General features: G+C 64.0%; 18 protein-coding genes. 16 read left to right on the top strand and 2 right to left on the bottom strand.

Features of this window, described 5'->3' with window-relative positions; genetic code table 11:
• The first annotated feature begins 10 nt into the window (after nucleotides 1-10).
• The 5 genes from ACUYMZ_RS16405 to ACUYMZ_RS16385 all read left to right on the top strand — a co-directional run bounded on the left by ACUYMZ_RS16405 (nucleotide 11) and on the right by ACUYMZ_RS16385 (nucleotide 5,991).
• Nucleotides 11-955 carry a metal ABC transporter substrate-binding protein gene (locus ACUYMZ_RS16405; RefSeq protein ID WP_481604559.1) on the top strand — a complete coding sequence of 315 codons (945 nt, stop codon included), beginning with the start codon at nucleotides 11-13 and terminating at the stop codon, nucleotides 953-955.
• The gene (locus ACUYMZ_RS16400; protein WP_481604557.1) at nucleotides 952-1,686 is read left to right on the top strand and encodes a metal ABC transporter ATP-binding protein; all 735 of its coding nucleotides are present in this window, start codon (nucleotides 952-954) and stop codon (nucleotides 1,684-1,686) included. Before ACUYMZ_RS16405 ends, ACUYMZ_RS16400 begins: the two co-directional genes overlap by 4 nt.
• 1 nt (nucleotide 1,687) lies before the next feature.
• The gene (locus ACUYMZ_RS16395) at nucleotides 1,688-2,554 is read left to right on the top strand and encodes a metal ABC transporter permease (RefSeq protein WP_481604555.1); all 867 of its coding nucleotides are present in this window, start codon (nucleotides 1,688-1,690) and stop codon (nucleotides 2,552-2,554) included.
• Between the two features lie 123 nt (nucleotides 2,555-2,677).
• A complete protein-coding gene (locus tag ACUYMZ_RS16390) occupies nucleotides 2,678-4,327 on the top strand; it encodes an ABC-F family ATP-binding cassette domain-containing protein (protein ID WP_481604553.1) in 1,650 nt (549 codons plus the stop codon).
• Nucleotides 4,328-4,527: 200 nt separating this feature from the next.
• The gene (locus ACUYMZ_RS16385) at nucleotides 4,528-5,991 is read left to right on the top strand and encodes an amino acid permease (protein ID WP_426003877.1); all 1,464 of its coding nucleotides are present in this window, start codon (nucleotides 4,528-4,530) and stop codon (nucleotides 5,989-5,991) included.
• Between the two features lie 56 nt (nucleotides 5,992-6,047).
• On the opposite strand, the gene ACUYMZ_RS16380 is transcribed toward ACUYMZ_RS16385, so the two are convergent.
• A complete protein-coding gene (locus ACUYMZ_RS16380) occupies nucleotides 6,048-6,980 on the bottom strand; it encodes an endonuclease domain-containing protein (protein WP_481604551.1) in 933 nt (310 codons plus the stop codon).
• Nucleotides 6,981-7,139: 159 nt separating this feature from the next.
• Between ACUYMZ_RS16380 and ACUYMZ_RS16375 the strand changes: the two genes are divergently transcribed.
• The 5 genes from ACUYMZ_RS16375 (at nucleotide 7,140) to ACUYMZ_RS16355 (ending at nucleotide 11,268) form a co-directional block, all read left to right on the top strand.
• Nucleotides 7,140-7,598: an SRPBCC family protein gene (locus ACUYMZ_RS16375; protein ID WP_481604549.1), complete on the top strand. Its 459-nt coding sequence runs from the start codon at nucleotides 7,140-7,142 to the stop codon at nucleotides 7,596-7,598.
• Nucleotides 7,598-8,254 (top strand): pentapeptide repeat-containing protein, encoded by a 657-nt coding sequence (locus ACUYMZ_RS16370; protein WP_481604547.1) that lies wholly within the window; start codon nucleotides 7,598-7,600, stop codon nucleotides 8,252-8,254. Before ACUYMZ_RS16375 ends, ACUYMZ_RS16370 begins: the two co-directional genes overlap by 1 nt.
• A 120-nt stretch (nucleotides 8,255-8,374) precedes the next feature.
• Entirely contained in the window at nucleotides 8,375-9,601 is a 1,227-nt protein-coding gene (locus ACUYMZ_RS16365; protein WP_481604544.1) for a thiolase family protein, read from the top strand.
• A complete protein-coding gene (locus tag ACUYMZ_RS16360) occupies nucleotides 9,602-10,408 on the top strand; it encodes an enoyl-CoA hydratase/isomerase family protein (RefSeq protein ID WP_426003871.1) in 807 nt (268 codons plus the stop codon).
• Nucleotides 10,405-11,268 carry a 3-hydroxyacyl-CoA dehydrogenase family protein gene (locus ACUYMZ_RS16355; RefSeq protein ID WP_426003870.1) on the top strand — a complete coding sequence of 288 codons (864 nt, stop codon included), beginning with the start codon at nucleotides 10,405-10,407 and terminating at the stop codon, nucleotides 11,266-11,268. The genes ACUYMZ_RS16360 and ACUYMZ_RS16355 overlap by 4 nt, the downstream gene beginning before the upstream one ends.
• 37 nt (nucleotides 11,269-11,305) lie before the next feature.
• Here the strand turns inward: ACUYMZ_RS16355 and ACUYMZ_RS16350 are convergent, their stop codons facing one another.
• Complete coding sequence (locus ACUYMZ_RS16350; RefSeq protein WP_481604541.1) at nucleotides 11,306-12,544, bottom strand: IS110 family RNA-guided transposase; 1,239 nt, start codon at nucleotides 12,542-12,544, stop codon at nucleotides 11,306-11,308.
• Between the two features lie 355 nt (nucleotides 12,545-12,899).
• On the opposite strand from ACUYMZ_RS16350, the gene ACUYMZ_RS16345 reads away from it, so the two are divergent.
• From ACUYMZ_RS16345 to paaZ, 6 genes are all read left to right on the top strand, one after another.
• Nucleotides 12,900-13,496, top strand: a complete 597-nt coding sequence (locus ACUYMZ_RS16345; RefSeq protein WP_442424955.1) for a GNAT family N-acetyltransferase — start codon at nucleotides 12,900-12,902, stop codon at nucleotides 13,494-13,496.
• 1 nt (nucleotide 13,497) lies between these two features.
• On the top strand, nucleotides 13,498-13,929 hold the full coding sequence (locus ACUYMZ_RS16340; RefSeq protein WP_481604538.1) for a hypothetical protein: 432 nt from the start codon (nucleotides 13,498-13,500) through the stop codon (nucleotides 13,927-13,929).
• 161 nt (nucleotides 13,930-14,090) lie between these two features.
• Nucleotides 14,091-15,005 carry an SGNH/GDSL hydrolase family protein gene (locus ACUYMZ_RS16335; RefSeq protein ID WP_481604535.1) on the top strand — a complete coding sequence of 305 codons (915 nt, stop codon included), beginning with the start codon at nucleotides 14,091-14,093 and terminating at the stop codon, nucleotides 15,003-15,005.
• A gap of 90 nt (nucleotides 15,006-15,095) precedes the next feature.
• Complete coding sequence (locus tag ACUYMZ_RS16330; RefSeq protein WP_481604531.1) at nucleotides 15,096-15,833, top strand: tyrosine-protein phosphatase; 738 nt, start codon at nucleotides 15,096-15,098, stop codon at nucleotides 15,831-15,833.
• Complete coding sequence (locus ACUYMZ_RS16325) at nucleotides 15,830-16,846, top strand: glycosyltransferase family 2 protein (RefSeq protein WP_481604530.1); 1,017 nt, start codon at nucleotides 15,830-15,832, stop codon at nucleotides 16,844-16,846. Before ACUYMZ_RS16330 ends, ACUYMZ_RS16325 begins: the two co-directional genes overlap by 4 nt.
• A 179-nt stretch (nucleotides 16,847-17,025) precedes the next feature.
• Nucleotides 17,026-19,125: a phenylacetic acid degradation bifunctional protein PaaZ gene (gene paaZ / locus ACUYMZ_RS16320; RefSeq protein WP_481604528.1), complete on the top strand. Its 2,100-nt coding sequence runs from the start codon at nucleotides 17,026-17,028 to the stop codon at nucleotides 19,123-19,125.
• The last annotated feature ends 107 nt before the right edge of the window (nucleotides 19,126-19,232 follow it).

Here is a 19,232-nt window from a genome sequence, read left to right as displayed (position 1 = left end):
ACTTTTCGGTATGCCTAACTTTTCGTTTCGGCGCGCCAAAGATGTCCGCCGTTTCGCTGCTGTCCTGGTCACCCTGGCCGTTGCCCTGGGCCTCTCTGCCTGCGGGGGGAGTTCCCCTGCCGGAAACGGGGACAAGCCCATGGTCCTCACCACCTTCACCGTCCTGGCCGACATTGCCCGGAACGTCGCCGGTGACAAACTGCAGGTGGAATCGATCACCAAAGCCGGGGCCGAAATCCATGGCTACGAGCCCACCCCCGGGGATATCCGTAAAGCTGCCCAGGCGGACCTCATCCTGGACAACGGCCTGAACCTTGAAGCATGGTTCGACCAGTTCGTCGAGGATCTCGACGTGCCCCACGCCGTAGTGAGTGAAGGCGTCGATGTCATGGAGATCGGCGAAGACAGCTACCAGGGCAAGCCGAACCCGCATGCGTGGATGTCGCCGGACAACGTCCAGATCTATGCCAACAACATGGCCAAGGCGTTTGCCAGGCTGGCGCCGGAGCATGCCTCGGAATTCGAGGCCAACGCCAAGTCCTACAACACCCAACTGCAGACGGTTAAGGACGAGATGGTCAGCAAGCTCGCGGTCCTGCCCGAAGCGCACCGTGCGTTGGTCACCTGTGAGGGGGCTTTCTCCTACCTGGCGCGGGACGCCGGCCTCAAAGAGGTGTACATCTGGGCCGTCAACGCCGAGCAACAGGCCACGCCGCAGCAGATCGCCCGGGCTATCGGGTTCGTCGAGGACAACCAGGTGCCGGCCGTGTTCTGCGAGTCGACGGTGTCGGACGCGCCCATGCAACAGGTGGTGGGTGCCACCGGAGCCAAATTCGGCGGAGTCCTGTACGTGGATTCCCTGTCCGAAGCCGACGGCCCCGTTCCGACCTACCTGGACCTTATCCGGCACGATGCCAAGACCATCACGGAGGCACTCACAGGAGGTGCGCAGTGAGCAGCCCGGCGATCGCCGTCCAGGACGTCACCGTCCACTACGGCGAAGTGCTCGCCCTGGACTCGGCCTCTTTCACCCTGGACCACTCACGGATTTGTGGTTTGGTGGGGATGAACGGTTCGGGAAAATCCACGCTGTTCAAAACCATCATGGGCATGGTCAAGCCGGATTCCGGCCGGGTCCTCATCAACGGCCACACACCGGCCAGGATCCGCAGGGAAGCAGGGATCGGCTACGTTCCCCAGAGCGAAGATGTTGACTGGGCCTTCCCGCTGTCCGTCCGCGACGTGGTGATGATGGGCCGCTACGGGCACCTGGGTTTCACCCGCCGCCCCCGCAAGGCGGACCGGGACGCCGTCGAGCATGCTTTGGAACGCGTGGAACTGGCTGACTTTGCCGACCGCCAGATCGGCCAGCTGTCCGGCGGCCAGAAGAAGCGGGCCTTCGTGGCCCGCGGCATCGCCCAAGGAGCAACCATGATGCTCCTCGATGAACCCTTCGCAGGTGTCGACAAGAGGTCCGAGGCGACCATCACCAGGCTGCTCCGTGAACTCGCCACGGACGGCGCCACCATCCTGGTCTCCACCCACGATCTCCATGCCCTCCCGCAGTTGTGCGACGAGGCCGTGCTCCTTATGCGCAAAGTCCTCATGCACGGCAGTCCCGATGTGGTCATCCAACCAGAAAACCTGGCCATGGCTTTCGGCCTCGACGTCATGAACAGGGGCTGAGATGGAATTCCTCCTCGAACCGCTCAGCTACGACTTCATGGTCCGGGCATTGGCCACCACAGCCATCGCAGCAGTCGTGTGCGCGGTCCTGAGCTGCTGGCTCGTCCTGATCGGTTGGTCCCTCATGGGTGACGCCGTCTCGCACGCGGTGCTGCCCGGCGTCGTCCTGGCCTACATCGTGGGGGCGCCGTTTGCCCTGGGCGCGCTGGTCTTTGCCCTGATCGCAGTGACGTTGATCGGGGTGGTGCGCAATACCAGCAGGGTCAAGGAAGACGCTGCGATCGGCATTGTGTTTACGTCCCTCTTTGCCTTCGGGTTGGTCCTGATCTCAGTGACACCCAGCCAAACCGACCTGAACCACATCATCTTCGGCAACCTTCTGGGCGTCAGTATGGCGGACCTCATCCAGGTGGTGGTCCTGGGGGCGGTGGCCTTCGCCATCCTGATCCTCAAACGCCGCGACCTCACCCTGTACGCCTTCGACCCCACACACGCCCACGCCATAGGACTGTCCCCGCGCATGCTAGGCGCACTGCTGCTGGGTCTGCTGGCGCTGACGTCGGTGGTGGCCCTGCAGACCGTGGGAGTGGTGCTGGTGGTGGCCATGCTCATCATCCCCGGATCCACCGCGTACCTGCTCACGGACCGCTTCAACCGGATGCTGGCCATCGCGCCCGTGATCTCCGTGCTGTGCTCCGTCACCGGCATCTATCTGAGCTACTACCTGGATACGGCATCGGGTGCCATGGTGGTGGTCACGCAAGGTGCGGTCTTCGCCGTCGTCTATCTGTTCAGCCCGCGGCAGGGCCTGATCGGGACCAGGCTGGCGAAGGCCCGGCGGAAGAGGACCCTGGCCGCCGCGGCTTGACGCAGCTGCCTCCGTCCGGGCAGTCTGGACCGATGAAGTCTTGAGCGCAGCCCCCACTTTCCGGCTGCATCCCCAGTGCCCGAGCGGCGTTCCGCTGCTTCCTGCGTACCTGCGAGGATCCTCTTGACGAACCATCTTCACCTTTCCGGCGTGTCCCACGGCTATGGGGACCGCACACTTCTTGACGCCGCCCACCTGGTGATCGGCCACGGTGAACACGTGGCGGTTGTCGGCGAAAACGGGGTCGGCAAATCCACCGTCCTGCGGCTGCTCGCCGACGTTGAAACGCCCGACGCCGGTAGCGCGGGTGTGGCGGGCGGGCCCGGCTACCGGGTGGGGTACCTCGCCCAATCAAAAGGCCTCCCCGGGTCGTTGACCGTGGAGGATGCCATCGATGCTTCCCTGGCAGCCCTGCGAACGCTGGAAGCGCGCATCACGGAGCTGGAACGCGGCCTCGAAGACGCCGACGCTGAAACCCTCGACCACTATGGAAGCCTGCAGACCGAGTACCAACTCCGGGAAGGCTACGGCGCCGAATCGCGGGTTGAAGCAGCGCTCGACAAGCTGGGGCTGGGAGGCCTTGACCGGCGTCGTACGCTGTCAACCCTCTCCGGTGGCGAGCAGGAACGGGTAGCGCTCGCCTGCCTGCTGGCCGATCCGGCAGATGCCCTGCTGCTGGACGAACCCACCAACCATCTGGATGCTTCGGGCGTGGACTGGCTCGAGCGTCGCCTGGCAGCACACCGCGGGACCGTGGTGGTGGTGTCCCATGACCGGATGCTCCTGCGCAAGGTCGCGGGCACCGTCATTGAGGTGGATGGGGACCGCCGCCGTGTCAATCGCTACGGAATGGGCTACGACGGCTACCTGCGCGAAAAGGCTGCCCAACGCGCCCGCTGGATCCAGGAATACGCGACGTGGATCGACGCCATGGCGGCCGAGCGCCTGCAGGCCGCAACGGTGGCGGACGGGATGGGCTATGGCCGGCGGCGCGACAACGACAAAATGGCTTTCGGCGTCAAGACGGGCACCTGGGAGCGGGCAGCGGCCAGCAAGGTCCGCAATGCACGGGAACGCCTCCAGCGCTTGGAGGCGAACCCCGTGGACCGGCCGCCCGTACCGCTGAAACTGGATGCCTCCTTGGACGGCGCTGTGAAGGACAGCGCCGGACCCGCGATCGAAGCACGCGGCATTGCTGTTCCTGGTCGGCTGGTGCCCACGGACCTCCGGGTGGAGGCCGGCGAAAAGGTGCTCATCACAGGCCCGAACGGTGCCGGTAAGTCAACCCTGGTATCGGTTCTCGCTGGAATGCTGCAGCCGGCCGCCGGGACGGTGACGGTGCGCGGCGCCGTGGGATACCTCCGCCAGGAACTGGAGGTGCCGAAGCGGCCAGGACTCAGGCTCCTGCCGGCGTTTGCGGCCGGACTCACCGGCAGTATGGAAGAACACGCCGAGGCCCTCCTGCGCCTGGGGCTGTTCAGGCCCGCGGAGTTCCACGTCCCGGTAGGAAGCCTGTCCGCAGGGCAGCAGCGGCGCCTTGCCTTGGCACGGCTGCTGCTGGGCAACCATCAGACGATGATCCTGGACGAACCCACCAACCACTTGGCTCCGGTGCTCGTGGAACAGCTGGAAGAGGCGCTCGCGGAGTTCGCGGGGACGGTGGTTATCGTGAGCCACGACCGGGCGCTGGGGGAGTGGTTCGACGCTTGTGCCGGTCATGCGGAAGCGGGGAACTGGGTGCGCTACGGCATGCAGGATGGGGAGTTGCTGTAGGCCGCTTGTTGCCTGCGTCACGGGTCCTCCGTCACATGGCGTAAGATAGACGGGTTGCGCGAACCTTCGACGTTCTGCGGTCCGCGTCACACAACGGGATCCTCAAAGGGAAATCCATCGAATTTTGTGTGGCAAAGCCGCCCGTGTTCCGGCACTGGCGCGACCCCCTACAGCAACACCCCGACCCACAAGGAACAGCTGTGCCGCAAAGTACCCCCACAGAAGTCCATAACCCCACGGCTCCATCCACCGCCGTCGGGAGCACCCTCAGCGCCGAGGGTTACCAGAAGACCCTGAGCCGTCGCCACGTCACCATGATCGCCATGGGCGGCGCAATCGGCGTCGGCCTCTTCATGGGCGCCGGTGGCCGCCTGGCCTCCACCGGCCCCGCCCTGATTTTCTCCTACGCCATTGCCGGCGTCATCGCGTACCTGCTCATGCGCGCCTTGGGCGAACTCATCATGTACCGCCAAACCTCGGGCTCGTTCGTGAGCTACGCCGGCGAAATGTTCGGCAAGAAGGGCGCCTACCTTTCCGGGTGGATGTACTTCATCAACTGGGCCATGACCGGAATCGCCGAGCTGATCGCGATCGGCCTGTACTTCCAGTTCTTCTTCCCCAATGTCCCGGTGGAGTTGTCCGCAATCGCAGCGCTGGTGCTGTTGGTGGCCGTGAACCTCTTCAGCGTGAAGGCGTTCGGCGAGTTCGAATTCTGGGCTTCCTGCCTGAAGGTTGCGGCAATCGTGATCTTCCTGGCCGTGGGCACCTTCATGGTGGTCACCAACGCCAAGGTCGGCGAAGGCAACGCTTCGGTGGCCAACCTCTTCCATGACGACGGCGGTATGTTCCCCAAGGGCGCATTGGTGATGATCCTTGTGCTGAATGCCGTGATCTTCGCGTACAACGCGATCGAACTGGTGGGCATCACCGCCGGTGAGATGGAGAACCCGGAACGTGAAGTACCCAAGGCGATCCGCGCCGTCGTCCTTCGCATCGTGGTGTTCTACGTAGGTTCCGTGACGCTGCTGGCCATGCTCCTGCCGTCGGACCAGTACAAGGCCGGCACCTCGCCGTTCGTCACCGTGTTCGGCCAGATGGGCCTCGGCTGGATGGGGGATGTCATGAACATGATCGTCATCACCGCCGCCCTGTCCTCCTGCAATTCGGGCCTGTACTCGATCGGCCGAATCTTCCGCACCATGGCCAACAACGGGCACGCTCCGCAGTGGTTGACCAGGATGTCCACCCGCCATGTCCCTTACGCTGCCATCCTTGCGATCGGCGCGGTGTACCTCGTGGGCATCCTCCTGAACATCTGGCTGGGCGGCTCCTACGCCTTCGATCTCGCATTGAACACCGCGTCCATCGGCGTGATCTTCACTTGGGGTTCGATTTTCGCCAGCCAGATCGCCCTGCGGAAAAAGCGCGGCAAGGTGTCCAGCCTGCCAATGCCGGGTTCGCCGTGGACCAGCTGGCTGGGCTTGTTCGCCCTGCTGGCCATCACCGTGCTGATCGGTTTTGACACCATGACCAACAAGGAAACGGGCGAGGTCTTCCTGCTGGGCCTCTGGACCCTGGCGACCATCCCGTTCTTTGCCCTGGTCCTGTGGCTCGGCTGGCAGAAGGTCAAGCACCGCGAACCGAAGAGCGAGCTGTTCTCTTAAGCAACTGACTGGCATTAGGGGTTGTTCTGACGCCTCAGAGCAACCCCTAATGCCAGCTACTTGGGTGTCCAGCCTTGACCAATGAGCGCGTTCCTTACCTTGGACACGGCCCGGTGGGCATCGATTCCCATGTGGCGCTTTGAAATGCGGACAAGTCTCCAGCCCGCGCGGCTGTAGTCTTCCTCCCGTTCAATGTCCCGGACAATTTGGGCGGGCTCTGAGTGCCCCTCGCCTTCGTACTCCACGGCGATGCGCTGCTCACGGAAGCCAAGGTCGGGTTCACGCACGACGCCGGAACCCAGTTCCGTGGGCCGGTTGAGTTCCGGTTCGGGCAAGCCAGCCCGTTCGAGTGCCAGTCGAAGTCGCGTTTCCGGCGCGGAATCGGCACCGATCCGTGCCTGATCCAATGCCAGTCGCGCTTTCCGGATGCCGGGCGTCCCCTTGTGCCGATCCAACATCTCTTCCAGCTCTTCGCGGGTGCAAAACGGCTCGCTTCGCCCCTCAAAGGCAGCCCGCGGCCTCCTCAGCAGGTGATCCGCGACGACTGTGATTTCATCGATCGTCATCCGGCGGGCGCAGTCGAGCCACGTGCGGGGCCTTGTGGTGATGAGCAAGCCGTTCAGATTGGTGATTTCGTCGTCGAAGAACTGGCCCACATGCCCTTTGACCCCTTTGCGGCGCGGTATGGCCATCGTGTCCGGACGCGAGAGGTGGATCGTGGACTCGTGACTGCCTGGCAGGAAGCCCGGAAACTCCCACAAGACAAACGCGGTGGCGTGCGAAGCGGCTGAAAAGGCAGTCACCACCGTATAGGGGCGCACGATCTGCGGTAGCTCAAGTTTGCCGGTCGAGGGAGACCGAATTCCCCTGCTTGGTGCCCCCAACGCGCGGTGCCTCCAACGCTGACGCGAGACGCCGGCGTCGAGCGCTTCCTGCCAGGTGAACGGCGCTGACTTGAGGGGATCCGGCAACGGTTGTGGGAGTCGCATCTCCACATGCTGGCAAACCTGCCCGGCGCGCGGGACGTTATCCACAGCTCCCGTGGACTCCACCCCAACTGACTGGCATTAGGGGTTGCTCTGACGCCTCAGAACAACCCCTAATGCCAGGCAGTTGGGAGTGTCGGTGGCCGGGTCTAGGCTCGATGTATGGAGCACACCACCACCCTGACCAAGCACGTCAATGCCAGCCCGGAGAAAGTGTGGGCCGTCATCTCGGACATTCCAGGCTCGGCCGGCACCATCTCGGGCATCGATTCGATCCAGATGCTCAGCGAAGGCCCGTACGGCGAAGGGACCCGTTGGAAGGAAACGCGGACCATGATGGGCCGGCAGGAGACCGTGGAAATGTGGGTGTCGCAAACGGACCCGCCGCGCAGTACCACGGTCAGGGCCCTGCAGGGCGGCGCTGACTACACCACCCGCTTCGCGCTCCACGAACGCGACGGCGGTACGGACCTCAGCCTGACGTTCGGCGCGGAGGTCCTCAAGCCCACGCTGATGAGCAAGATAACCATGGCCCTGTTCGGGAAGATCGGCATGAGTTTCACGCGAAAAGCGCTGGCGAAGGATCTCGCCGAGATCGCGGCCAAAGCGGAATCCCTCTGATGGCGGCAGCGAAAGTTGCTGCGCCCAGGATTTCTCCGGTGCGGCTGGATGAACTGCGCGACGACGACGCCCCGGACTTCCAGCGTGGCGAACGGTACGACGGTATGAGGTTCACCCGTGTATCCGCGGACGGTGAAGAACTGAGCGGCGCCGATTTCATCGAGTGCGAGTTCTATGCGGTCTCCTTCAATGAGGCCCAGTTAAGGGGCGCCACGTTCCGTGAATGCACGCTCGCGGAGCCTTTCGCTCCGGTGTTGATGGCAGCCCGGACATCGTGGCAGGACGTGGACATCAGCAACCCCCGGTGGGGTTCGGCCGAACTTTATGAAGGAACCTGGCGCTCTGTCCGAATAGACGGCGGCAAGCTGGATTACGTTAATCTGCGCGGTTCAAAGCTGACGGATGTGCAGATTTCCGACTGCATCATCAGCGAGTTGGACCTTGGCGGCGTTGCGGGAACCCGGGTCGCGCTGAAGAACTGCACCATCGGCACCTTGGACGTCACCGGCGCCAAGCTCAAGGATGTGGATTTGCGCAGTTCGGAGTTCCGTGGAATCAATGGGCTTGCGGGGCTGTCCGGCGTGGTGATCGACGACTACCAGTTGAGCCTGCTCGCGCCGCTTCTTGCCGGGCACTTGGGCATCCGCGTGGTGTGAGGCGTCTGCGCATGACGCGACTCGCCTGTTGACCGGCCCGCACCACCGTGTAATCTTTATAGAACGAACGGTCGGTATATTATTCCGGGCCGGCCCTTTCACTTTGCGAAGGATGTTCTCATGGTCGAGGCTTTTCTTGTTGGCGGCGCACGGACGCCGGTCGGTCGCTATGGCGGGGCATTGTCCTCGGTCCGCCCCGACGACCTCGCCGCCTTGGTGGTCCGGGAAGCTGTGGCGCGTGCCGGCGTCGACCCTGACGCAATAGACGAGGTCATCCTCGGCAACGCCAACGGCGCAGGTGAGGAAAACCGCAACGTGGCCCGCATGGCCACCATCCTCGCCGGACTTCCCCTCCACATCCCCGGGATCACGGTCAACCGGCTTTGCGCTTCAGGTCTGAGTGCCATCATCATGGCCAGCCAGATGATCAAGTCCGGAGCCGCGGACATCGTGGTGGCCGGTGGCGTGGAGTCCATGAGCCGCGCGCCGTGGGTGCAGGAGAAGCCCACCACCGCGTTCGCAAAGCCCGGAGAGATTTTCGATACCTCCATCGGCTGGCGGTTTGCCAATCCCCGCTTCACCAAGGGCGAGCTGTCCCGCGACGGCAAGATGACCTACTCCATGCCGGAAACGGCCGAGGAAGTAGGCCGGGTAGACAACATTTCGCGGGAGGATGCCGATGCTTTCGCGGTCCGATCCCACGAACGCGCGCTGGCGGCCATCGCAGGTGGGCGGTTCAAGGACGAGATCGTCCCCGTCACGGTCAAGACCCGCAAGTCCGAGACCGTGGTGGACACGGACGAAGGACCGCGCGAGGGAACCACCATGGACGTCCTGGCCGGCCTGCGGCCAGTGGTTCCCGGCGGTTCCGTGGTGACGGCAGGGAACTCCTCCAGCCTGAACGACGGCGCCTCCGCCATCATCGTCGCCTCCGAGGCCGCCATCAACAAGTTCGGCCTGACGCCGCGCGCCCGCATCGTTGACGGCGCGTCAGCCGGATGTGAACCGGAAATCATGGGCATCGGTCCCGTCCCTGCCACGCAGAAAGTCCTGGGCCGCACCGGCCTCAGCGTGGAGCAGCTCGGCGCCGTGGAACTCAACGAAGCCTTCGCCACCCAGTCACTGGCCACCATCCGCCGTTTGGGGCTGGACCCGGAGATTGTGAACAACGACGGCGGCGCCATCAGTTTGGGGCACCCGCTCGGTTCCAGCGGCTCGAGGATTGCGATTACGCTGCTGGGCCGCATGGAGCGCGAACTCGCCTCCCACACCGGCCCGAAGCTTGGGCTGGCTACCATGTGCATTGGTGTCGGCCAAGGTACGGCCATGCTTCTGGAAGGCGTCTAAATGGGACTGAAACCCGAAGACTTCACAACCCTCCTCCTCGAGGAACGCGATGACCGGCTGATCGTGCTGCTCAACCGGCCCGAAGTCCGGAACGCCATCGACCAGAAGATGGTGGATGAGCTCCACACGGTCTGTGCTGAGCTGGAGAAAAATCCCAAGGTCCTTATCATTGCGGGCACCGACGGTGTGTTCGCCTCAGGTGCGGACATCGGCCAGTTGCGTGAACGCCGCCGAGACGACGCCCTGCAAGGCATCAACTCCACCATCTTCGCGAGGATCGCCAAGCTTCCCATGCCCGTCATCGCCGCCTTGGACGGTTACTGCCTGGGTGGCGGTGCGGAACTGGCCTATGCTGCCGACTTCCGTATCGGAACGCCCAGTGTTCGGATCGGCAACCCGGAAACAGGGCTGGGCATCATGGCGGCCGCGGGTGCCACCTGGCGGCTCAAGGAACTGGTGGGAGAGCCCAAGGCCAAGGAAATCCTCCTGGCAGGTGCCGTGCTCCGTGCCGAGGAAGCCCTGCGGATCAACCTGATGACCGAGATCCACGAGGCTCCCGAGCTCATGGAAGCGGCGAACAACCTTGCGGATCGCATCGGCCGCCAGGACCCCCTGGCTGTCCGGATTACCAAGTCGGTGTTCCACGCGCCGGCCGAGGCCCACCCGCTGATCGACACCCTGGCCCAGGGGATCCTCTTTGAGTCGCAGGCCAAGTTCGACCGCATGCAGGCGTTCCTGGACAAGAAGTCCGCCAAGGAAACCACAGGATCAGCCCAGGACAACACCACGGACAGGAAGCAGCCATGACAACCAGCCCCGAAATTCCGCATGTAGTTGGCGTCCTCGGTGGTGGCCGCATGGGCGCTGGAATTGCCCACGCTTTCCTCACCAAGGGAGCCACGGTCATCGTGGTGGAGCGCGATCACGAGGCCGCAGCCGGAGCCCAGTCCCGTGTTGCCGACGCAGTAGCCAAGTCCGCCGAGCGAGGCACGTTGACCGGCACGCCGGAGGAAACCATGGCCCGCTTCAGCACGTCCACGGATTACTCGTCGTTCATACACTGCGGACTGGTTGTCGAGGCAGTGCCCGAAGATTTCCAGCTCAAGGTCAACGCGCTGAAAGCCGTGGAGGACCACCTCTCCGCCGAGGCGTTCCTTGCCTCAAATACCTCGTCCCTGTCCGTCACGGAACTGGCCGGCGAGCTCCGCCGTCCGGCCAACTTCCTGGGCCTGCACTTCTTCAACCCGGTCCCGGCGTCCACCCTCATCGAGGTTGTCCTGGCCAAGGAGACCTCGCCCGGCCTCGCTGCCGCGGCCAAAAGCTGGACCGAGGCACTCGGCAAGACCGCCGTCGTCGTCAATGACGCTCCCGGCTTTGCCTCCTCACGGCTGGGCGTCGCCATCGCCTTGGAGGCGATGCGCATGGTGGAAGAGGGCGTGGCGTCCGCGGAAGACATCGACGCTGCGATGGTCCTGGGCTACAAGCACCCCACCGGCCCGCTGAAAACCACGGACATCGTGGGCTTGGATGTGCGGCTGGGTATCGCCGAGTACCTGCACTCCACGCTGGGTGACCGCTTCGCCCCGCCCCGGATCCTCCGCGAGAAAGTCGCCCGGGGGGAACTGGGCCGAAAGACGGGCAAGGGCTTCTTCGACTGGAAGGACTAACCCACCGTCCCCCAACTAGTACGAAAGTAGTGGTGGGTTAGGCTGCGGTGACCGGGGTGATGGTGACGTTGTAGCCGAGGTTGTTGAGTTGTTTGATGGCGTTGTTCTTGGCTCTGGTTGGGTTGATCCTGTTGAAGTGGTCGGCGCCGGGGTCGGTGTAGCACTCGCCGTTGCGGAGCATGTGCCAGGCCGCTGTGAGGATGGAGTGTTCGATGGCGACGAGGGCTTTGTTGGTTCCGGAACGGGCGGTGATGCGGCGGTATCTCGCGGCGAGGTAGGTGTTTTTGGATCGGGTCGCGGACATGGCCGCGGTGCCGAGTGCTGCTTTGAGGTATTTGTTGCCGGGCATGATGTGGCTGGATTTGATCCTGCCGGCGGATTCGTTGGCGCTGGGGCAGACCCCGGCCCAGGACGCGAGCCGGCCCGGGGTTTCGAACACGCTCATGTCAGCTCCGGTTTCGGCGATGATCACTTCGGCGACTCGTTGGGATACTCCGGGGATGGTGGCCAGGGCTTCCCTGGCCTCACGAAAGGGCTCCATCGCCTCCTCAATCCGTGCCGTGAGGGTATCGATGGTGCGGGTGCGGGCGTCGATCTGGTCCAGGTGCAGTCGTGCCATGAAGGCGTGGTGGGGTTTGAACCTGCCGGTGAGGGCGTCGACCAGTGCCGGGATTTTCGAGCGCAGCATTCCACGGGCCATCCCGGCCAGCACCTCGGGGTTCCGTTCGCCGTTGATGAGGGCTTCGAGCATGTCCCGGGAAGAGACCCCGGTCAGGTCTGAAACCACGGAAGAGAGTTTGATCCCGGAGCTTTCCAGGAACTTCTCCAGCCTTTGGATTTCCCGGGCCCGGTCGCGGGTGGCGATGGCGCGGGCCCGGGTGAGGTCCCGCAGTTCGCGGATGGGTTCGGGCGGCACGAATGATGCCCGCAGCAGCCCGTGCGCGGCCAGTTGGGCCAGCCACGCGGCGTCGGAGACATCGGTTTTGCGTCCCGGGATGTTCCGGGCGACTTTGGCGTTGACCAGCATCACCGGCAGGGTTTCTTCGAACAGGTAGAAGAACGGTTTCCAGTAATCGCTGGTCGCTTCCATCACCACAACAGTGACGTGTTCGCGTTCGAGGAACTCCCGAAGTTCCAGGATCGCGTGCGTGGTCGCGCCCCAGGTTGTGACCTTTGAGGTGTAGGTCCCTTCCCGTTCTCCGGGGACCCGCACGCAGACCTTCGCGTCGCGTTTGGAAATATCCATTCCCGCGGCCCGTTCATGAACAATGTCCATTCCAGCTTCCCTTCAATACATCCAGTTACCGGCGTCGTCTCGGGGAGGACAGGGAGAATATTCAGGAATCTAGTACCCGTGCTTGAAAGCAACAATCCACGGTTCCCGTGGAAGTCCTCCACGCCACGCTGGGTCACGGACTCAAGGCACCAAGTTGGGCCGGCGTTCACCGAGACGAACAATCCCATGATCAACCCGTATGGGCAGAGCCCACCAGAGCCCAGGCGAGCCAACCGCATACTTTCCCGGATCACGGCGCGCCGAAGGCACTCACACGCTGGGTCGCATTTGTGCGCGTTTTGAGCGCTCAAAACGCGCACAAATGCGACCCAGTTGGGTCCGCTAGGCTTGCCGGGTGACTGCGATTGAACCCCTGACCCTGAACGGCGCCTTTGTAACGCTTGAACCCCTCAGCCGTGAGCATCACGACGGGCTGGTGGAAGCGGCCAGGGATGGAGAGCTGTGGAAGCTCTGGTACACCTCGGTTCCGTCTCCGGAAAGGATGTCCGCCGAAATAGACCGGCGGCTGGCTTTGCAGGAGTCGGGGTCCATGGTTCCCTTTGCCACGCGCCTGAACAGCAACGGCAAGCTCATCGGAATGACCACTTACATGAACATCGACACGGCCACACCCCGGGTCGAGATCGGCTCAACCTGGAATGCCGCATCTGTGCATGGCACGGGCACCAACCCCGACTCAAAGCTGTTGCTCCTCCGGCACGCCTTCGAGACCTTGGGGTGTCCCGCCGTCGAATTCCGCACCCACTGGCTGAACCACCAGTCCCGCGACGCGATTGCCCGCCTCGGCGCCAAGCAGGACGGCGTGCTGCGCAACCACAGCCGGACCTCCGACGGCGTTCTGCGCGACACCGTGGTGTTCTCCATCCTGGAGCACGAGTGGCCTGCCGTGCGCACCGGGCTGGAGTTCCGCCTGGCCAAATACACGCGCTGAGATGGTGGCACCGGAACAAGGCCCGCGCATCAGCGTTCGAGCGGCCATCATCATGGTCATTGTGGGCGGGTTGTGGCTGCTGATCTTCAACTTTGCGCCGCCGCCCCCTGGCATGGTCCATGGACAAGGGACCGTTGTCGACCAGGAAATCAGTTCCAAGGGCCTGTGCGAACCGATCGCCGAGGTGGTCATAGACGGCACAACGTATCGGACGCCGCCGGGGACCAGCGATGAGCCCTGCGCCTATGAACTGGGAGAGTCCATAGCCGTCACGTATTACCCGGACAATATCCCGGAGACCCTGGAGATTCCGTTGGAAGGTTCGTCGAAAAAGGCTGTCGCCCTGCTTCCGTGGGTTGGCATTGCCCTGGTGGCTGGAGGCGTCTTCCCGTTAGTGGGTCATGTGGTTCGCCGGCGGGCTTCCCGGTCCTGAAAATCCGTCAAAAGGTCTTTGCGGCACGCCCCACCAGGCGTAATCTAGCCAACACATTGCCCCGGTAGCGGCCGGTTGGTGGGCGAGCCGCGGCTTCCGCGAGCAGCATTGCCGCTGCGGGTGGAGGCGCCGGAGCCCCATCACCGCAAAGGGGAGTAGTCATGGCAAAGAATCGCGTACGACGCCGGATCACGGCTTTGGCGGGCAGCCTCGCCATGGTGGCGCTGACCTTGGGTTTCGCCACCGGCCCAGCCGCCGCAGCACCGCCACCGCCTGTTAACTATGTGGCGTTGGGGGACTCGTATACCGCCGGGACGGGGGCGGGCGGCGCAGTGCGTACCGCAGTCTGCTGGCAAAGCGACGGCGGATACGTGGACCTGGTTGATGCTTCACAACGCGTGGACCTGGTGGCCAATGCCGCCTGCCACGGGGCGATCCTGGCTTTCGACCCCCTCAACCCGAGTCCGTTCTACAACGGCGCACCGACAGTTGCGGAGCAGATTGCCGCGTTGGCCCTCAGCGGCGACCTGTCGGGTGAGACCGATCTGGTCAGCATCACCGCTGGCGCCATTGACGCCGGCAGCCTCCTCGCGCTTCAGGCTTGCTCCACCCCCAACACCCAGCTGTGCGCGGCAACCGTGGCGGGAATCATCCAGAACCTCGGCAGTCTTGAGGCCGCCTTGGAACTGACGTACCAGTCGATCCAGGCTGCGGCTCCGAACGCCACCATCGTCGTCATGGGATATCCCCGCCTGTTTGACCCGTCCCAGGGGGATATCGTGATCGGCGGCGTTACCGTTGTCCCGGTGGAGAACCAAATTGCCGTGAATACGGCCGTGGACGCCCTCAATGCCACCATCGCGAAGGCCGTGGCGGAGAGCGGCACCAACGCCGTGTTCGTTGACGTGACCAAGCGCTTCCTGGGCCATGCCGTGAACTCGGACAATCCATGGATCGTGCTGGACCTGACACAGCCCTTGGCTGACTCGAACTTCCATCCGAACGACGCCGGCCACCAGGCCTACGCATCGGCACTGCTGTCCGCGGTCAAGCCTGCCAAGCTGGTCAAGCAGTAACCGCGTTGCCGACCCGCTGCCAGGGTGCAGCCCTGCAACCTGGCAGCGGGTCTGCGACTGGAAAGCCCGGGTGTGCTTAGCATGGCTTCCATGAACGGAACGGGATCGCACCTTCGCATGGATTGGGACGGCGCCGTGAACGCCTGGCAGATCGCCGGGGACGTGTACAGGATGGGACGCCATGAGTGGGTCACCGAATCCGGGTGGCAGCAAATGTACGACGACGGCGTCCGCACGGTCATCGATCTTCGCGCCTCGCGCGAGCGGCGGCAACGCGACGCAGATCCCGAGGTGCCTGACGCCGTCAAGGCGCGCATCGACGTCGTACATTGCCCCACGGAAGATCCGGACCATGGCGACTACAACGATCTCTTCGGTCCCTATCTGAAAGACCCTTCGCAGTACGGTGACTACCTCCGGCTTTTTCCGGACAAGATCGCAGCGGTGTTCAGGGCCATTGCGGCGTCGTCCGGCAAGGTAGTGGTCCACTGTTCGGCTGGCCGGGACCGCAGCGGAGTGATCGCCCTGATGCTGCAGCGTTTGGGTGGTCTGGCCGACCAGGAGATCGTGGAGGGCTACGAGCTCGCCGCCCGGGGGATCAACGAGCGCCACCGCACCCATGGCGCACCGCACGACCATGACCCGTACCTGCCCGACGACGATCTGGAACGGATGCTGCGGGGCCGGCGGAGCGGCCTGAAGGAGTTCATGGACGGGCTCGACGTCGTGGCTTTCCTGGTTGCCAACGGCGTCACGGAAGAGGAGATTGCGGCGGTTCGCGCGAAGCTGGGCCCCACGGCTTCCACCGCTGCTACCATGCAGGATTGATCACACTTCCCAAATGGAACGGACAAGCCATGACAGCCGGTGCCCGCGTCACGATTGTGACCCGAACCAAGAACCGCCCCATCTTCCTGGCCCGCGCACTGGGCGACATCTTTGGGCAAACGTTCCAGGATTTCGAGCTCGTGATAGTGAACGACGGCGGCGACCCGGCTGCCGTTGACCGGCTCACCTCCCGGCGACCTGACGGGGAGCGGGAACGGATCATCACGCTGCACCACCCGGAATCGGTCGGCATGGAAGCTGCTTCCAACGCCGGCATCAAGGCGGGCAGCGGCGAGTTCCTCGTGATCCACGACGACGACGATTTCTGGGCGCCCACGTTCCTGGAGCAGACCGTTGCCTACCTGGATGATCCGGCTCACGCATCCGAGAGCGGCGTGATGGTCCGTACGGAGATTGTGATCGAGGAGGTGGATGGCGAAGAGATCAGGCCTGTCCGTCGCGAGATCTTCTGGGCCGACCTGCGCCAGATCACACTGGCCGACATGCTCAAGATCAACCGCGCCGTTCCGATCTCTTTCCTGTACCGGCGCAGCCTGCACGACGCCGTGGGGTACTTCGACGAGAGCCTGCCGGTAGTGGGGGACTGGGAGTTCCACCTCCGCGTCCTGAGCCACTCCCGCGTGGGCTTCCTGGACGGGGAACCTCTCGCTTTCTGGTCACAGAGGCCCGAATCGCAAGGCCATGACGGTAACAGCATCTTTGCCCAGGCGACCGACCACACCCACTACGATGCCTTGGTGCGCGATGGACATCTTCGCGATGAGGTTGCCAAGGGCGGGCTGGGGTCGTTGCTGTACCTGACCCGCGTGCTGGCCGAGCAGGAGGAGCTGATCCGTGCCCAGCAACGCCGGCTGGACGAGTCGGCCGCCAAGCTGGACCACGTGCTGGAACGCCTGGACGCCCTGAACCACACCATCATCACCCGGACCAGCGTGGGCGAATTCCTGAAGAAGCCCGTCAAGCTCGCCCGGAAGCTGAGTGGCCGGGCCTAACGCTCTCTCACGTACCGCCCGTCCTGACCGGTTGCTCTCTCAGGCATGCCCAAAATTCCGCTGTGCTGGCCCGCGCCCTTCATGTACCCTGTATATATTACCGAACGGCCGGTCAGTAATGTTGGGTCTTCCAGCAATGGCCGTGCCGATTCCATGTGCCTCGGAAGGACCCGTCGACGATGACCACAACTGCAGTCGCCCCGGAAACCACAGCCGTTACCACCGTCCCCAGCTACGTTCAGGATGCCTGGTGGACTCCGGCACCTGATGCCAGGACCGTCCCGGTCCGGGATGCCAGCACCGGAGAAGTGCTGGCCAACGTGAGCACCGACGGACTGGACCTTGCCGCCGTCGTACATCACGGACGCACCACGGGCCAAACGGAACTTGGCAAGCTGACTTTCCACCAGCGGGCGTTGAAGCTCAAGGAACTGGCCATGTACCTCAACGGCCGCCGGGAGGAACTGTACGCGCAGTCCTCGCAGTCGGGGGCAACCAAGATCGACAACATGATCGACATCGACGGCGGTATCGGCGTGCTCTTCACGTTCGGTTCCAAGGGGCGTCGCGAACTGCCCAACTCGCAGGTCATTGTGGACGGTCCCGTGGAGGTCCTGTCCAAAGACGGTTCGTTCGCGGGCGAGCACATCTACACCCGGATCCCCGGCGTGGCAGTCCAGATCAACGCCTTCAACTTCCCCGTGTGGGGCATGCTGGAGAAGTTCGCGCCGTCGTTCCTGGCGGGCGTTCCCACGATCGTCAAGCCGGCCACACCCACCGGCTACGTTGCCGCCGCTGCGGTCAAGGCGATCATTGAATCCGGCATCCTTCCCGCAGGGTCGCTCCAGCTGATCTCCGGCTCGGCCCGCACGCTCTTGGACGAACTCGACTACCGCGACCTCGTGTCCTTCACTGGCTCTGCGTCGACCGCCACTTCGCTCAAGTCGCACCCCAACGTGGTCCAGGGCGGCGTACGGTTCACCTCCGAGACGGACTCCCTGAACGCAGCCATCCTCGGTCCGGATGCCGTTCCCGGCACGCCCGAGTTCGATGCCTTCGTCAAGGCCGTCGTGACCGAGATGACCGTCAAAGCCGGCCAGAAGTGCACCGCCATCCGTCGCGTGATTGTTCCTGCTGAATTGACGTCGGAGGTCGCCGCTGCCATTGGCGCCCGCATCAACGAGCGCGTCGTGGTCGGCGACCCGCGCGCCGAAGGCGTCACCATGGGCGCGCTCGCCTCGCTGGAGCAGCTCGCCGACGTCCGCGCGGCCGTCCAGTCAATGCTCGACGCCGGCGGCGAGCTTGCGTACGGCAGCCTCGATTCGCCGTCGGTCACCTCCGTTGGAGGCACAGTAGGCGTAGTGGAAGACGGCGCTTTCATGGCGCCGGTTCTTCTCAGCTGGGCCGACGCGGAAGCCGAAGAGGTCCACTCCGTGGAGGCCTTTGGTCCGGTGTCTTCGGTGATCGGCTACTCCGATCTGGCCGATGCAATCCGGTTGGCCGCCCGGGGTTCGGGTTCGCTGGTGGCCTCCGTGTGCACCAACGACCCGTCCGCGGCGCGCGAGCTGGTCGCGGGAATCGCGGCACATCACGGGCGCGTTCACATGCTCAACCGCGAGGACGCACGCTCGTCCACCGGTCACGGCTCGCCCGTTCCGCACCTGGTGCACGGCGGTCCCGGCCGCGCAGGCGGCGGCGAGGAACTGGGCGGCATCCGCTCCGTGCTGCACCACATGCAGCGCACCGCCATCCAGGGTTCGCCGAACATGCTTACGGCCGTGACCGGTCAGTGGCACACCGGCGCCGACCGGAACTTCACTGTGGAGACCGAGGGTGAGCACCCGTTCCGCAAGTCACTTGCCACGCTGCGCATTGGCGACGCTGTGCGTTCGGAGCTCCGCCAGGTCTCGCTGGATGACATCACTGCTTTTGCGAACTCCACGGGCGATACCTTCTATGCCCACACCAACCAGGAAGCAGCCGAAGCCAACCCGTTCTTCCCGGGCATCGTGGCGCACGGATACCTGCTGCTGAGCTGGGCTGCCGGCCTGTTCGTGGAGCCTGCCCCGGGTCCTGTGCTGGCCAACTACGGTTTGGAGAACCTGCGCTTCATCACTCCTGTGGCCGCGGGCGATTCCATCCGCGTGACGTTGACCGCCAAGAAGATCACTCCCCGCGAGACCGATGAATATGGCGAGGTTGCCTGGGACGCCGTCCTGACCAACCAGAACGACGAAATCGTAGCCACGTACGACGTACTGACCCTCGTAGAAAAGTAACCCTCTCGCACCGATCGCCGGTTTTTGGTTGACGCTCTCTCACCGATCGCCGGTTTTTGGTTGACGCTCTCTCACCGATCGCCGGTTTTTGGTTGACGCTCTCTCAC

The organism is Arthrobacter sp. T572, assembly GCF_056780115.1.
This window is presented reverse-complemented; position numbering and strand designations above follow the sequence as displayed.

Coding starts and splice junctions, on each gene's coding strand:
- ACUYMZ_RS16395 (WP_481604555.1), top strand. CDS start 1,688: ATGGAATTCCTCCTCGAACCGCTCAGCTACGACTTCATGGTCCGGGCA.
- ACUYMZ_RS16370 (WP_481604547.1), top strand. CDS start 7,598: ATGGCGGCAGCGAAAGTTGCTGCGCCCAGGATTTCTCCGGTGCGGCTG.
- ACUYMZ_RS16380 (WP_481604551.1), bottom strand. CDS start 6,980: ATGCGACTCCCACAACCGTTGCCGGATCCCCTCAAGTCAGCGCCGTTC.
- ACUYMZ_RS16340 (WP_481604538.1), top strand. CDS start 13,498: ATGGTGGCACCGGAACAAGGCCCGCGCATCAGCGTTCGAGCGGCCATC.
- ACUYMZ_RS16355 (WP_426003870.1), top strand. CDS start 10,405: ATGACAACCAGCCCCGAAATTCCGCATGTAGTTGGCGTCCTCGGTGGT.
- ACUYMZ_RS16335 (WP_481604535.1), top strand. CDS start 14,091: ATGGCAAAGAATCGCGTACGACGCCGGATCACGGCTTTGGCGGGCAGC.
- ACUYMZ_RS16405 (WP_481604559.1), top strand. CDS start 11: ATGCCTAACTTTTCGTTTCGGCGCGCCAAAGATGTCCGCCGTTTCGCT.
- ACUYMZ_RS16350 (WP_481604541.1), bottom strand. CDS start 12,544: ATGGACATTGTTCATGAACGGGCCGCGGGAATGGATATTTCCAAACGC.
- paaZ (WP_481604528.1), top strand. CDS start 17,026: ATGACCACAACTGCAGTCGCCCCGGAAACCACAGCCGTTACCACCGTC.
- ACUYMZ_RS16375 (WP_481604549.1), top strand. CDS start 7,140: ATGGAGCACACCACCACCCTGACCAAGCACGTCAATGCCAGCCCGGAG.
- ACUYMZ_RS16330 (WP_481604531.1), top strand. CDS start 15,096: ATGAACGGAACGGGATCGCACCTTCGCATGGATTGGGACGGCGCCGTG.
- ACUYMZ_RS16360 (WP_426003871.1), top strand. CDS start 9,602: ATGGGACTGAAACCCGAAGACTTCACAACCCTCCTCCTCGAGGAACGC.
- ACUYMZ_RS16365 (WP_481604544.1), top strand. CDS start 8,375: ATGGTCGAGGCTTTTCTTGTTGGCGGCGCACGGACGCCGGTCGGTCGC.